This is a genomic window from Pseudomonas putida group bacterium ESBL64, from assembly GCF_045277175.1.
GTDB classification, from domain to species: domain Bacteria; phylum Pseudomonadota; class Gammaproteobacteria; order Pseudomonadales; family Pseudomonadaceae; genus Aquipseudomonas; species Aquipseudomonas alloputida.
Genome location: NZ_CP145799.1, coordinates 4,191,391 through 4,205,763, shown reverse-complemented (window position 1 = coordinate 4,205,763; position 14,373 = coordinate 4,191,391). Strand labels below are relative to the sequence as shown.

General features: G+C 63.2%; 11 protein-coding genes. 5 read left to right on the top strand and 6 right to left on the bottom strand.

Translation table 11 applies throughout. The annotated features are described in order from the left end of the window. Nucleotides 1-235: 235 nt before the first annotated feature. Nucleotides 236-2,077: a dihydroxy-acid dehydratase gene (gene ilvD, locus V6093_RS19150; protein WP_003249056.1), complete on the top strand. Its 1,842-nt coding sequence runs from the start codon at nucleotides 236-238 to the stop codon at nucleotides 2,075-2,077. A gap of 70 nt (nucleotides 2,078-2,147) precedes the next feature. On the opposite strand, the gene V6093_RS19145 is transcribed toward ilvD, so the two are convergent. Next, complete coding sequence (locus tag V6093_RS19145) at nucleotides 2,148-3,038, bottom strand: LysR family transcriptional regulator (RefSeq protein ID WP_177331261.1); 891 nt, start codon at nucleotides 3,036-3,038, stop codon at nucleotides 2,148-2,150. A 102-nt stretch (nucleotides 3,039-3,140) separates the two neighbouring features. Between V6093_RS19145 and V6093_RS19140 the strand changes: the two genes are divergently transcribed. Next, complete coding sequence (locus V6093_RS19140; protein ID WP_143999843.1) at nucleotides 3,141-3,809, top strand: FMN-dependent NADH-azoreductase; 669 nt, start codon at nucleotides 3,141-3,143, stop codon at nucleotides 3,807-3,809. A gap of 8 nt (nucleotides 3,810-3,817) precedes the next feature. Here the strand turns inward: V6093_RS19140 and V6093_RS19135 are convergent, their stop codons facing one another. Further along, a complete protein-coding gene (locus V6093_RS19135; protein WP_003249051.1) occupies nucleotides 3,818-4,873 on the bottom strand; it encodes a phosphorylcholine phosphatase in 1,056 nt (351 codons plus the stop codon). A 244-nt stretch (nucleotides 4,874-5,117) separates the two neighbouring features. On the opposite strand from V6093_RS19135, the gene V6093_RS19130 reads away from it, so the two are divergent. Continuing rightward, a complete protein-coding gene (locus V6093_RS19130; protein WP_003249050.1) occupies nucleotides 5,118-6,509 on the top strand; it encodes an L-cystine transporter in 1,392 nt (463 codons plus the stop codon). A 276-nt stretch (nucleotides 6,510-6,785) separates the two neighbouring features. On the opposite strand, the gene V6093_RS19125 is transcribed toward V6093_RS19130, so the two are convergent. After that, nucleotides 6,786-7,301 carry a dihydrofolate reductase gene (locus tag V6093_RS19125; RefSeq protein ID WP_003249048.1) on the bottom strand — a complete coding sequence of 172 codons (516 nt, stop codon included), beginning with the start codon at nucleotides 7,299-7,301 and terminating at the stop codon, nucleotides 6,786-6,788. Between the two features lie 54 nt (nucleotides 7,302-7,355). On the opposite strand from V6093_RS19125, the gene V6093_RS19120 reads away from it, so the two are divergent. Together V6093_RS19120 and V6093_RS19115 are read left to right on the top strand one after the other, a co-directional pair. Beyond that, nucleotides 7,356-8,747, top strand: a complete 1,392-nt coding sequence (locus V6093_RS19120; RefSeq protein WP_274094330.1) for a DUF2868 domain-containing protein — start codon at nucleotides 7,356-7,358, stop codon at nucleotides 8,745-8,747. Further along, nucleotides 8,740-10,104, top strand: coding sequence for a GTPase/DUF3482 domain-containing protein (locus tag V6093_RS19115; RefSeq protein WP_012053978.1), 1,365 nt, complete (start codon nucleotides 8,740-8,742; stop codon nucleotides 10,102-10,104). Before V6093_RS19120 ends, V6093_RS19115 begins: the two co-directional genes overlap by 8 nt. A 275-nt stretch (nucleotides 10,105-10,379) precedes the next feature. Here the strand turns inward: V6093_RS19115 and V6093_RS19110 are convergent, their stop codons facing one another. The 3 genes from V6093_RS19110 to V6093_RS19100 are packed head-to-tail and all read right to left on the bottom strand — an operon-like array spanning nucleotide 10,380 to nucleotide 14,208. Next, nucleotides 10,380-11,405: a putative 2-aminoethylphosphonate ABC transporter substrate-binding protein gene (locus V6093_RS19110; RefSeq protein ID WP_014861383.1), complete on the bottom strand. Its 1,026-nt coding sequence runs from the start codon at nucleotides 11,403-11,405 to the stop codon at nucleotides 10,380-10,382. A gap of 18 nt (nucleotides 11,406-11,423) precedes the next feature. Then, nucleotides 11,424-13,148 carry a putative 2-aminoethylphosphonate ABC transporter permease subunit gene (locus tag V6093_RS19105; protein ID WP_406669581.1) on the bottom strand — a complete coding sequence of 575 codons (1,725 nt, stop codon included), beginning with the start codon at nucleotides 13,146-13,148 and terminating at the stop codon, nucleotides 11,424-11,426. A gap of 1 nt (nucleotide 13,149) precedes the next feature. Continuing rightward, nucleotides 13,150-14,208, bottom strand: a complete 1,059-nt coding sequence (locus V6093_RS19100) for a putative 2-aminoethylphosphonate ABC transporter ATP-binding protein (protein ID WP_108191129.1) — start codon at nucleotides 14,206-14,208, stop codon at nucleotides 13,150-13,152. Between the last annotated feature and the right edge of the window lie 165 nt (nucleotides 14,209-14,373).

The following is a 14,373-nucleotide window of genomic DNA, read 5'->3' as shown; positions in this document are numbered from 1 at the left end:
TGCCGCAATCCCCCCGCCAACCATCCACATCTGCATTCCCTCACCGCGCCAGCGGTGTAGAATCGGCCTATTCATCGCCAGTCATCCCCGGCGGGTTTATGAGCTCTGGTCAAGCACGCGGCGATCCCGCGCGGTCTTGGCCCCATCCGTGCCAGTGGCAACCGGCCTGCGGCGCAAAGGACAAGAGAAGCTCACTCCCCTATTTGTGACCTGATTAAGCCGCCAGGAGTGTTTCATGCCTGATTATCGTTCCAAGACTTCCACCCAAGGCCGCAACATGGCCGGCGCCCGTGCCCTTTGGCGCGCCACCGGGATGAAGGACGAAGACTTCAAGAAACCGATCATCGCCATCGCCAACTCGTTCACCCAGTTCGTACCGGGCCATGTGCACCTGAAGGACCTGGGCCAGCTGGTGGCTCGCGAAATCGAACGCGCCGGTGGCGTGGCCAAGGAATTCAACACCATCGCGGTCGATGACGGCATCGCCATGGGCCACGACGGCATGCTGTACTCGCTGCCAAGCCGCGAAATCATTGCCGACGCGGTGGAGTACATGGTCAATGCGCACTGCGCTGACGCCATCGTCTGCATCTCCAACTGCGACAAGATCACCCCCGGCATGCTGATGGCCGCCCTGCGCCTGAACATCCCGGTGATCTTCGTTTCCGGCGGCCCGATGGAAGCCGGCAAGACCAAGCTGGCCAGCCACGGCCTGGACCTGGTCGATGCCATGGTCATCGCGGCCGACTCCACGGCCTCCGACGAAAAAGTCGCCGAATACGAGCGCAGCGCCTGCCCGACCTGCGGTTCGTGCTCCGGCATGTTCACTGCCAACTCGATGAACTGCCTGACCGAAGCCCTGGGCCTGGCCCTGCCGGGCAACGGTTCGACCCTGGCCACCCACTCCGACCGCGAGCAGCTGTTCCTCACGGCCGGCCGCACCATCGTCGAGCTGTGCAAGCGCTACTACGGCGAGAATGACGAGTCGGTCCTGCCACGCAGCATCGCCAACTTCAAAGCGTTCGAAAACGCCATGATGCTGGACATCGCCATGGGCGGCTCGACCAACACCATCCTGCACCTGCTGGCCGCAGCACAGGAAGGTGAAGTGGCGTTCGACCTGCGCGACATCGACCGCCTGTCACGCAAAGTGCCGCAGCTGTGCAAAGTGGCGCCAAACATCCAGAAGTACCACATGGAAGACGTCCACCGCGCCGGCGGCATCTTCAGCATCCTCGGTTCGCTGGCCCGTGGTGGCCTGCTGCACACCGACCTGCCGACCGTGCACAGCCGCAGCATGGAAGAAGCCATCGCCAAATGGGACATCACCCAGACCGATGACGAAGCGGTGCACACCTTCTTCAAGGCCGGCCCGGCCGGTATCCCGACCCAGACCGCATTCAGCCAGTCGACCCGTTGGGAAACCCTCGACGACGACCGTGAAAACGGCTGCATCCGCAGCTTCGAACACGCCTACTCGCAAGAGGGCGGCCTGGCCGTGCTGTACGGCAACATCGCACTGGATGGCTGCGTGGTCAAAACGGCCGGTGTGGACGAATCGATCCACGTGTTCGAGGGCACCGCGAAGATCTTCGAAAGCCAGGACAGCGCCGTGCGCGGCATCCTCGCCGACGAGGTGAAAGCCGGCGACATCGTCATCATCCGCTACGAAGGCCCGAAAGGCGGCCCGGGCATGCAAGAAATGCTCTACCCGACCTCGTATCTCAAGTCCAAAGGCCTGGGCAAGGCCTGCGCCCTGCTCACCGACGGTCGCTTCTCGGGCGGTACCTCGGGCCTGTCGATCGGCCACGCCTCGCCAGAGGCCGCGGCGGGCGGCGCCATCGGCCTGGTGCGCGACGGCGACAAGGTACTGATCGACATCCCTAACCGTTCGATCAACCTGCTGGTCAGCGATGAAGAGCTGGCGGAACGCCGTGTCGAACAGGACAAGAAGGGCTGGAAGCCAGCCGAGGTCCGTCCACGCAAGGTGACCACCGCGCTCAAGGCCTATGCCCTGCTGGCCACCAGTGCCGACAAAGGCGCAGTGCGTAACAAGGCAATGCTCGAAGGGCTGTAAGGGCTTTTCTGGCATTTGCACAACCGGCGTCTCGTACGCCGGTTTTTTTTGCCTGTGGATAAAGGCCGGATCAAAGCTCTCCCTTCGCGACACATTGGCGTAATTGCGCCAGCAGCAGGGCAGCCGAGCGCTTCGGTGTCGCCGCCGACGTCAGCACGAACTGTGCTTGAGGCAAGGCTGGCAACGTCGACACTTCTACAAGGCCGGCAGCCAGAGCAGACGATCGCGTGACAGGCGTTACCCCAAGCCCCCCACTTACGGCGGTCATCAGCCCCCCGACACTCGGGCTCTGGCAAACGATGCGCCATTGCCGCCCGGCGCGTACCAAGGCCTCGATAGCTGCGGCCCGATAAGGGCATTGATCAGAAAATACCGCCAAGGGCACAGGCGTGGTGACCTCATCGCTGCCCAGCGCAATCGGCCCTCTCGCCCACACCAATGGTTCGGACCAAAGCACCTCGCCCCGTTCTTCATCGCTGCAGCGGCTGCCCAATACGATATCCAGCCCACCCGAGTGGACGAGCGAGAGCAACTCCCCAGTCAGGCCGACGGTCAGGGACACCTCTGCATCGGGATGTGCCACCGAAAAACGACGCATGCAGTCGATGATCGGGGCTTTCACCATTTCCTCGCTCAACCCCACGTACACCGTGCCTGACACCCGCCGCCCTGCTCCAAGGCTTGCGCGGGCATCATCGTGCAACGCCAGGATGGTGCGGGCATAGCCTGCCAACCGAGCGCCTGCGGGTGTCAGGCTGACCGAACGGGTCGTACGCTCCAGCAATTTTTGTCCAGCTTCGCGTTCAAGCCGCCGAATATGAGCGCTGATCGCCGACTGCGTAAGGTGCAGCCTGTGCGCAGCGCGGGTGAAACCACCGGTGTCGGCAACGGCAATCAAGCTCCGCAAAAGCACAGTATCGAACACAGATTCATCACCTATCTCACTCAATCTCGCGAGCATACGTCATTTCTATAATGAATCGCCCTGAATCAGACTGTGCGCCGAACGCCTGGGCGGTGAAGCGTCAGGCAAGGCTCATCCACACTACCTGGGAGAAGCCCCGTGGTTGAACGTATCTTGTATGTCTGCGCCTCACCCAGAGGAGAGCGGTCCGTTTCCGCTCAGATTACCGACGCATTCCTGGCGGCATTGGCCGAGCGCAAAGCGGTGGAAATCGACCACCTGAATCCTTGGGAATGCGACCTGCCTGAAGTAGATGGCGCCTTGCTCGCGGCGAAATACGCAGGGCTTGGCGATGCCCCGCTGTCAACCGCACAGGCAGCTGCATGGGATCGGATCAAGACCCTCGCTCAACGGTTCCACCGGGCGGATACCTTGGTGTTCAGCGTACCGTTGTGGAATTTCGGCATTCCGTACAAGCTCAAGCACCTGATCGACGCAATTTCGCACAAAGACGTGCTGTTCACCTTCGATGAACACGGGCTGAACGGCATGCTTGGCGGGCGTCGAGCGGTTGCCATCTACACCCGTGGTTTGGGGTACGGGCCCACCTCACAGACACCCGACCAGTTTTTTGGCCTGGAAAAAACCTTCATCGACACATGGTTTCGCTTCGTTGGGATTAACCAGGCGCACAGTGTAGTGGTCGAACAGACCCTCGGCCCTGAGGGCGCCAGGATTCGTGAAAATGCCATTGAACAAGTGACCCTGTTGGCACAGAACATTGACCAGAAAGCGGCCCAGACCCTCATTGTGGGCCGCGATGGTTGATATTCCCGTTACTGGATCTGCTCCGGCGTGACGATCACCCAGTTCTTGTCTGCCGTCACCGGCAACCCTTCCTTGGCCTGCGCCGCTGCATTTTTGGCAATCATCCCGTTGAGCTGGTCCATGTACTTGGCCTTGCGGTTTATCCACAGGTGGATACCACCTTTGCCTACATCCACCCCGTGGAACTGCATGTAGCCATCGCTAGTCGGCGTGTCGCCGCCCACCAGCACCGGTTTCTTCCACTCATCGATGTAGGTAAGGATCGCCGCCTGCTTGCCCGCCATCCAGGTGGCCGGGGTCCACAGGTAAGGGGTCAGCTCCAGGCCCTCGTTAGCCTTGGCATCGTAGTGCCCGGCGCTGATCTGCTTGCGCGCAGTGGTCAGCTGTCCGCTGGCGCGGTCCTTGAGCAGCAGGCTCACGCCAATCACGTTCTGGGGCTTCACGTTGTAACCATACTTGGGGTCCGAGGCGACCATGCGCACCAGCTCCTCGGAGGCCGCCGAAATCACATAGACCTCGATGCCGTTCTCCATCAGCTTGTTGTACAGCTCGGCCTGGCCCTTGAAGACCTTGGGCGGCTGAACCTCGATGGCCTTGACCTGGTCGCCTTCGTAATAGGTGCTGGGGATCGGCTTGGTCGAAGCCATCAGCTCATCCACCTGCACCTTCAGCTCCTGCAAGGTAAAGCCGGAGAACACCTGGGCTACCCACGGGTAGCAGACCATGTCATCGATTTCACACAGCCGGTAGTAATAACTGAACAGGCTTTCCTTGTGCTCGGCAGTGTCCTTGAACGGCATCAGCTTCAACGAAGGGTCGAGCTTGTCGCGGCTTAGCAGGCCTTTGTTTTCCATGAACGGAAGCAAGGCTTCTTCCAGGTCATAGCGGTAACTGGTGTTGTCCATGTCGAATACCGCGTAGTTACCCTTGTTGGCATTGGCGGCGATCATGCTGTCGAGCTGTTTGGCCGCGTCGGCGGGCCAGTGTTTGAGCTCCGTGGCGAAGGTTTCGATACTGAACAGCAGGGACAGGCCAATTGCGGCGGCTTTCACAGCGACTTTCATGTACGAATCTCCTGAAATGACCCAGAAACGCTAGTGCAACATTCCCCACTGCAAGCCCCCGATAACGACCTCCAGGCAGCCGCAAACGCCTTGTTCATTGCAATCTGCGACATCCCGTTATTCCATAAACGACTATGCAAATTCCATTTGGGTATAAATTCGTTTGTTTTCAGGCTGTTAGCATTTCCGTTCGCAATCGCTCACAGAGGCGATGCCACTTCTGCTTTTTTCTGCTGGAGCTTCAATGAATCTGCCGCTGTCACTCAACCTGCTGGCGTTCCTGGCCCTGTTGCTGGGCCTGGCACAAACCCGCCGCACCGACTGGAGCCTGGCCAAGAAGGTACTGCTTGGCCTGGTGCTGGGCGTGGTCTTCGGCCTTGTGCTGCACACGATCTATGGCGCTGGCCACCCCGTGCTCAAGGCAACCATCGCCTGGCTCGATCTGGTCGGCAACGGCTATGTCGGCCTGCTGCAGATGATCGTCATGCCGCTGATCTTCGCCTCGATCCTCAGTGCCGTGGCACGTTTGCACACTGCCTCTTCGCTGGGCCGCATCAGCGTGCTGAGCATCGGCACCCTGCTGCTGACCACGGCCATTGCCGCCCTGATCGGCATTGTGTTGACCAACCTGTTCGGCCTCAGCGCCGAGGGCCTGGTGGCCGGCGCCCAGGAAAGCGCACGCATGCAGGTTATCCACAGTGACTACGCGGGCAAGGTTGCCGACCTCAACATCCCGCAACTGCTGCTGTCGTTCATCCCCAGCAACCCGGTAGGCGACCTGGCGCGGGCCAAGCCGACCTCGATCATCAGCGTGGTGATTTTTGCCGTGTTCCTCGGCCTGGCCGCGCTCCAGTTGATCAAGGACGACGCCGAGAAGGGCGAGCGCGCCCTGTCGGCCATCGACACCCTGCAGGCCTGGGTAATGCGCCTGGTGCGGGTCGTGATGAAGCTGACCCCCTATGGCGTGCTGGCGTTGATGACCAAAGTAGTGGCCAGTTCCAACACAGAGGACATCCTCAAGCTGGGCAGCTTCGTGGTGGTGTCGTACCTGGGCCTGGGGTTGATGTTCGTGGTGCACGGCATCATCCTCGCCGCCACCGGCGTGAGCCCGCTGCGCTTCTTCCGCAAGGTGTGGCCGGTGCTGACCTTCGCCTTCACCAGCCGCTCCAGCGCCGCCAGCATTCCGCTGAACATCGAAGCACAAACCCGCCGTCTGGGCGTGCCGCAATCGATCGCCAGCTTCAGCGCATCGTTCGGCACCACCATTGGCCAGAACGGCTGTGCCGGGCTCTATCCTGCCATGCTGGCGGTGATGGTCGCGCCAGCGGTGGGCATCGACACCTTCGACCCACTGTGGATCGCTACCCTGGTGGCCATCGTCACGCTGAGCTCTGCAGGGGTTGCCGGCGTGGGCGGCGGTGCCACCTTTGCCGCGCTGATCGTGCTGCCAGCCATGGGCTTGCCGGTGGAACTGGTGGCGTTGCTGATTTCGGTGGAGCCGCTGATCGACATGGGTCGAACGGCGTTGAACGTGAACGGTTCGATGACGGCGGGCGTTGTCACCAGCCAGCTGTTGAAAGAGACTGACAAGGAAGTGCTGGCCGGTGATGAACATGCCGAGCTGAGCCACACCTGATAGATTGCCGGGGGCGCGTTGCGCCCCTTTCGCAACAAGGCCGCTTGTATCTTGCTCAAAATCTGAACACCCTGCGGTCCCCCGTAGGAGCGGGTTCACCCGCGAAAGGGCCAGGCCTGCTGGCCAATTTTCACCCGCCGTCCACCGTTGCCGCCGCTATCGTATTCGCGGGTAAACCCGCTCCTACAGGGTGGTGGATACACATCGGGGGTTGGACACAGGCCGCTGTAGGAGCGGGTTCACCCGCGAAGGGCTGCAGAGCAGCCCCCAACAATCTCACCCCTTATCCCAAACCTCGAAGTGATACACCGGCTTACCTTCCTCAGCCTGTGCCTCGCTAGAAGTCAGCCTCCACTGCCCTTCATCAAACGCCGGGAACCACGCATCCCCCTCTGGCGCCAACTCAACCCGCGTCAGGTACATGCGGCTGACCAGCCCCTTCTCCAGCGCCTGCCCATACAGCTGCGCGCCCCCAATCAGCATCAGCTCACCGACGCCCTGCTCGCGCGCCCACTGCTCGGCCCGCACCAACGCCTCTTCAAGCGAGGCGAACACTTCGGCACCCGCCAGTTCAAGCCCCGGCTGGCGGCTGACCACGATGTTCAGCCGCCCAGGCAGCGGCCGCCCCAGCGAGTCCCAGGTCTTGCGCCCCATGATGATCGGCTTGCCCAGGGTGGTGGCCTTGAAGTACTTGAAGTCCCCCGGCAAATGCCAGGGCATGGAGTTGTCGATGCCGATCACGCGGTTCTCGGCATAAGCCGCGATCAGGCTGAGGGGGAGTGATGTATTCATGCCAGCGAGGATAGCACCGGGCGTGTGGGTTATGCTTCTGCCTTGACCTGTGCAATGGAAGACCTTGTGACTGCACCCACGCCACTGGACAAGCGCTGGCTCACCGAAGCGGTACGCCTGCGCGAAGAACATGCCGGCCCGCTGGAAGACCAGGAAGCCAACCGCTACGCCCGCCAGCTAGGTGGCGACCTGGCCACGCGCATCGAAACACGTGCGCTGTTCCTGGCCGAGCGCGATGACATGACCGGCGCCCTGCGCCATTGGAAGCAGGGCGCGCGCCTGGCGCTGCTGGCCTTGTTGCTGATGGCCGTGCTCAGCGGCGCGGGCCTGGGGCTGGCCGCCCTCGGTGACGGGCAGCGCCCGGTGAATGTGTTCTGGGCGCTGGGCAGCCTACTCGGGCTGAACCTGCTGATGCTACTTGGCTGGGGCATGGGTTTTGCCCTGAGCGGCGAGCATGGCGCAGGGCTGGGCCGCTTGTGGCTGTGGCTAAGCGAACGCTTTGCCCGCGATGCCAAGGCCGCGCACCTGGCGCCAGCGCTGCTGGTGCTGCTGCAACGTCAACGCCTCAACCGGTGGCTGCTCGGCCTGTTGGTACACGGCCTGTGGCTGCTGGCGATGCTCACCGCGCTGGGCATGCTGCTGGTCTTGCTGGCGACCCGACGCTATGGCTTTGTCTGGGAAACCACCTTGCTCGCCGCCGACCCGTTCATTCACCTGACCCAAGCGCTGGGCGCCCTCCCCTCGTTGCTGGGCTTCGCCGTGCCCGACGAAGCCATGATCCGCGCCAGCGGCGACAGCCTGCCGGCCCTGGACATGGCACGCCAGGCCTGGGCCAGCTGGCTGCTCGGCGTGGTGCTGGTATACGGCCTGCTGCCCCGCCTGCTGCTGGCCGGGCTATGCCTGTGGCGCTGGCGCCAGGGCCGTGAACGCCTGACGCTGGACCTGGGGTTGCCCGGCTACGCGCAACTGCGCGAGGCACTGATGCCGCGCAGCGAACGCATGGGCGTGCAGGATGCTGCCCCGCAAGCCTTGCCGCAGTTTGCCGCCGGGCAGCTGGAAAGCGGCAGCAGCGGTGCCCTGCTGGTGGGCCTGGAGCTGGACGACCAGCGCCCCTGGCCACCCGCCCTGCCGAAAAGCGTGACCGATGCCGGCGTGCTCGACAGCCGCGAATCACGCAACCGGCTGTTGGAGCAGCTCAGCCGCTTCCCACCGGCACGCCTGGCCATCGCCTGCGACCCACGCCGCTCGCCGGACCGCGGCAGCTTGGCGCTGCTCGCCGAACTGGCGCGCAATGCCGGCGCAACCCGTATCTGGCTGCTGCAGGCTGCACCAGGCCAGCCCCTCGATGCCGAGCGCCTGGGCGATTGGCACGAAGCCCTTGACCGCCTTGGCCTGCAACATGCCGACACCTCACCGCTGACCTGGCTGGAGCATGGCCATGACTGAGCCACTGAAACTGGCCGTGGTCGGCCATACCAATGTTGGCAAAACCTCGCTACTGCGCACCCTGACCCGCGACGTCGGTTTTGGCGAAGTGTCCCACCGCCCCAGCACTACCCGCCATGTGGAAGGTGCGCGGCTGTCTGTGGACGGTGAACCCTTGCTGGAGCTGTACGACACGCCCGGCCTGGAAGATGCCATCGCCCTGCTCGACTACCTTGAACGTCTGGAACGCCCGGGCGAGCGCCTGGACGGCCCGGCCCGGCTGGAGCGTTTTCTGCAGGGCAGCGAAGCGCGCCAACGTTTCGAGCAGGAGGCCAAGGTATTGCGCCAACTGCTGGCCAGTAATGCCGGGCTGTATGTGATCGATGCGCGCGAGCCGGTGCTGGCCAAGTACCGCGACGAACTGGAAGTACTGGCCAACTGCGGCAAGCCGTTGCTGCCGGTGCTCAACTTCGTCGCCAGCAGCCAGCACCGCGAACCGGAATGGCGTGAAGCCCTTGCCCGGCTTGGGCTTCACGCATTGGTGCGGTTCGACAGCGTGGCCCCGCCGGAAGATGGCGAGCGCCGTTTGTATGAAAGCCTGGCGCTGCTGCTGGAAAACGCCCGCCCGGCGCTGCAACGGCTGATCGACGACCAGCAGGCGCAGCGCTTGGCACGCCGGCACAGCGGCAAGCGCCTGATCGCCGAACTGCTGCTCGATTGCGCTGCATGCCGGCGCAGTGTCGAGGCCGAACCGGCGGCAGAAGCCCGGGCCATCGCGGCGCTGCGCCAGGACATTCGCCAACGTGAACAACGCTGCGTCGAAGCCTTGCTCAAGCTGTATGCCTTCCGACGCGAGGATGCCCATGCCAGCGACCTGCCGTTGCTGGACGGCCGCTGGGGCGATGATTTGTTCAATCCAGAGACGTTGAAACTGCTGGGCGTGCGCCTGGGCAGCGGTGTGGCGGCGGGTGCTGCGGCCGGTGCCGGGGTCGATTTGCTGGTTGGTGGCCTTACCCTCGGCGCAGCGGCGCTGGCCGGGGCGATTGCCGGTGGCGCGCTGCAGACGGCGCGCAACTATGGTTCGCGGTTGATGGGCAAGCTCAAGGGCAAGCGCGAACTGACCGTGGACGACACGGTATTGCGTTTGCTGGCCTTGCGTCAGCAGCAGTTGATGGTGGCGCTGGATAACCGCGGGCATGCGGCGCAGGACAGCATTCGCCTGGGCGAGCTGGATGAAAAGGCCTGGCGCGAGGGCAAGTTGCCGGAGGCGTTGGTCAAAGCGCGGGCGCACCCGCAGTGGTCCACCCTGAATCCCGGGGCGAAGCTGAATCAGGCTGAGCGGCAGGAGCAGCTGGAGGCGCTGGTTTCACAGATTTGAGCCAGCAGGGTCGGCCCTTTCGCGGGTATACCCGCTCCTACGGCGGCCTGTGTAGTGTGCCCACCACCAATCTGCGTAGGAGCGGGTTTACCCGCGAATACGGTGGCGGCGGCAACGGTGAACGGCGGGTGGAGATTGGCCAGCAGGGCCGGCCTCTTCGCGGGTGAACCCGCACCTACACGGCGGCCTGTGTCCAACCCCCGATGTGTGCCCACCACCAATCTGTGTAGGAGCGGGTTTACCCGCGAAGAGGCCGGCCCTGCAATAGTGAATCGTTACTGCTGGGCCACCTTCTCCGACTTGCCGTCATAGCGCTCGCGCCATTCGGCCAGAATTTGGTCACGGTTTTTAGAAGCCCAGACAAAGTCGTTCTTGATCAACCGCTGCTCATAATCCGCCGGCAGCTCGGTCTGCGGCTTGGCGATGCCCGGCGCGGCCAGTACGGCGAAGTTTTCCTTGTACAGTTCCATGGCCGCCGGGCTGGCCGAGAAATCGGCCAGGCGCTTGGCCGCATCGGCCTTGGGCGAGCCTTTGATCACTGCGGTTGCCTCGATCTCCCAGCCCAAACCCTCCTTTGGCAACACGATGTCCAACGGCGCGCCTTGGCGCTTGAGCTGAACGGCCGGGTATTCGAACGAAATACCAATCGGGAACTCGCCCGCCGCCGCCAACTTGCACGGTTTGGAGCCGGAATGGACGTACTGGCCGATGTTCTGGTGCAGCGCATCCATGTAGGCCCAGCCCTGCGGCTCGCCAAAGGTTTGCAACCAGGCACTGACATCCAGGAAGCCGGTGCCGGACGAGGCCGGGTTGGGCATGACAATCTTGCCTTTGTACTCAGGCTTGGTCAGGTCCTGCCAGCTCACCGGTTTGCTCAGGCCCTGTTTCTCGGCCTCGATGGTGTTGAAGCAAATGGTGGCGGCCCACACGTCCATGCCGACCCAGGCTGGCGGGTTGGCGGCGTCACGATAATTGCCGGAAATCTTGCCCAGGTCCTTGGGCGCATAAGCTTCGAGCATGCCGTTCTGATCGAGGATGGCCAGGCTCGATGCCGCCAGCCCCCACACAGCGTCGGCTTGCGGGCGCTCTTTCTCCGCCAGCAGCTTGGCAGTGATGATGCCGGTGGAATCACGCACCCACTTGATCTCGATATCCGGGTTGGCTTTCTCGAAGGCCTGTTTGTAGGTTTTCAGCTGCTCGGCTTCCAGGGCGGTGTAGACCGTCAGCTGGGTAGCAGCGGCCGAAGCCTGCAGGCTGAACACGGCGGAAACGGCAGCGGCAAGGGCAAGGTGCTTGTGCATGGGTAGGTTCCTTTCAGGTCAGACGGTCGCGGCGCGTTGGCGCCAGGCTTGGGAGCGGCGCAGCAGGCCGCGCGAGGCTGCAGCCAGCAGCAGTGAAGCGCCGGCACTGGTCAGCAGGATCAAGGTGGACATGGCAGCGGCCCCGCCAACGTTGCCGGCGTCGTCCATGTTCAGCACGGCAACGGCAGCCAGGAGGGTGTCGGGGCTGTACAGGAAAATCGCTGCCGACACGGTGGTCATTGCCGATACGAACAGGTAGCGGATGATATCCAGCAGTGCCGGCAGGCAGATCGGCACGGTCACGCGCAGGAAGTGCCTGTACAGCGGCGCTTTCAGCGACATCGCGGCAGCCTCGAACTCGCCGTCGAGCTGGCGCAGGGCGGTGGTCGCGGTCATCTGCGCGGTGGTCAGGTAATGGGCAATGGTGCACACCACCAGCAACCCCATGCCGCCGTACAGCACATGCAGCGGGTTACCGTTCAGGTTGAAGAAGAATACGTAGCCCAGGCCCAGCACCAGGCCCGGCACGGCCATGGGGATGAAGCTGAGCAGGCGCAGCGCATGGTTGAGCAGGCGTTGGCCCTGGGTCTTCTCCATTAGGTAGGCACCGGTGAAGATCACGATGCTGCCGATCAGTGCGGTGCCAATGGCCATGGTCACGCTATTGCGGTAGGCCAGCCAGCCGCCACCGGCAGTGTCTTCGAACAGGTAGTGGCGCAGCGACAACGACAGGTTGTAGGGCCAGAAAGTGACCAGCGAGGAGTACACCGCCATACCGATCACCACCAGCAACGCCGCGCACACCAGCAGCACAATGGTCAGGAAGCAGGCATCACGACCGCGTGATGGCTTGGGTTCGAACACCTGCGCACGGCCACCCATGGCCTCGCCCTGGCGTCTACGCAGCCAGGCGTCGACGGTAAAGCTGAACAGGGCCGGCAACAGCAGCACCATGCCGATCAGCGCACCACGGCCGAACTGTTGCTGGCCCACCACCGCCTTGTAAGCTTCCAGCGCCAGCACTTGATAATCGCCCCCCACCACGACCGGTACACCGAAGTCTGTGATAGTCAGCGTGAATACCAGGCAGAACGCCGCGAATACTGCCTGGCGCGAGGCTGGCCAGGTGATGCTGGTGAACGCCCGCCACGAGCCTGCCCCCATGCTGGAGGCCACATCGAACAGGCGAGCATCGGCCAGTGACAGTGCCGACAGCAGAATCATCAGCGCATGCGGGAAGGTGTAGATGGCCTCGCCCAGCACGATGCCCCAGAAGCCGTAGATATTGTCGCTGAGCAACCCACGCAGCAGGCCCTGATTGCCAAACAGGTAGACCAGGGCGATCGCCGGCAGCATCGACGGTGCCAGCAATGGCAGCAGCGAAATCCCCCGCCACAGGCCCTTGGCCGGGATCAACGTGCGTTGCAGGGCAAAGGCGAACAAATAGGCCAGCGGTACCACAATGGCCGCGACAGTGAAGGCCACCGACAGGCTGTTGCCAAGCAACCAATGGAAGCTGGCGCTGGTGAACAGTTCACGGGCCGCCAGCAAGCCACCGCCCTGGCCCGCTTCACCGCTGAAACCACGCCAGAAGATCGCCAGCAACGGCATCAGCACGGCCAGCACCAACAGAATCAGCAGCAGGCTCTTGCCGCCGATGACGAACAGCCGGTCACCCAGGGCGATGCCAGCACGCGGCGCGACGTTGGCCTGGCTCAACGGCAGGGACATTGGCGCGGCCATCTCAGGCAAACACCTGCAGGCTCTGCGGCGGCAATGCCACCCAGATGTCCTGCGAACCCAGGCGCGGCATGGCCTCGGGTGCCAGTTCGGCCAGCAGGGCATGGCCTGGCAGGGCCTTGAGTTCAAAGCTCATGCGGCAGCGGTTACCGAGGAAGGTGATTTCGCGGACCATGGCCGGGAACAGGTTCTCTTCGTGCACCACCGGGTTGACCGTGATCGCTTCCGGGCGGCAGAACAGCCGGCCACTGCTGGCCTGGGCTGAACCCGGCGCCAGGCGCATGTTCATGTCGCCGACCAGGGCATGGCTGTCGCTGCGGCGCTGGAACGGCAGCCAGTTGCCCTGGCCGACGAACTCGGCCACGAACGGCGTGGCCGGGTGGTCGTAGATTTCCTGCGGGGTGGCGTACTGCTCGACCTGACCGTTGTTCATCACCGCAATGCGGTCGGCCATCAACATGGCCTCGTCCTGGTTGTGGGTAACCATCAACGTGGTGATGCCCAGTTGGCGCTGCAACTGACGCAGTTCGGTGCACAAGTGCTCGCGCACCCGGGCGTCCAGCGCCGACATCGGCTCATCGAGCAGCAGCAGCGATGGCGACGGTGCCAGCGCGCGGGCCAGGGCCACACGTTGCTGCTGGCCACCGGAGAGCTGGCCTGGGTACTTCTTCTCGCTGCCAGACAGGCCAACCAGTTCGAGCATTTCGGCCACCCGCTGACGGGCCTGCTCGCGACCACTGCCCGTCAGGCCATAGGCGATATTGGCTTCGACGGTAAGGTTGGGAAACAGCGCATAGGACTGGAACAGGATGCCGTAGTCCCGCGCCTGGGGTGACAGCTTGGAGATATCGCGTTCGCCGATGTACAGCGTACCGCGGTCCTGGCGCTCCAGGCCGGCAATGCAGCGCAGCAGCGTGGTCTTGCCACAACCGGACGGGCCGAGCAGGCACACCAGTTCGCCCGCGGCGATGTCCAGCGAGACATCGTTGAGCGCCGTAAAGGCACCGAAGCGCTTGTGGATGTTGCACACTTTTATCTGTGCGCCGGAGGTGGTGTGGTTCATGGCATGGCCTCATCGAAGAGATGGGGCCATGCTAGGCAGGCTGTGCGAAGGTTCTGTGGCTTTAAGGCAAAAGCCGGTGATAGTGGTATAGGCAGATTTAGTAGTGGCCTGTGCCGGCCTCTTCGCGGGTAAACCCGCTCCTACAACGGCATGCATGTTCGCGGA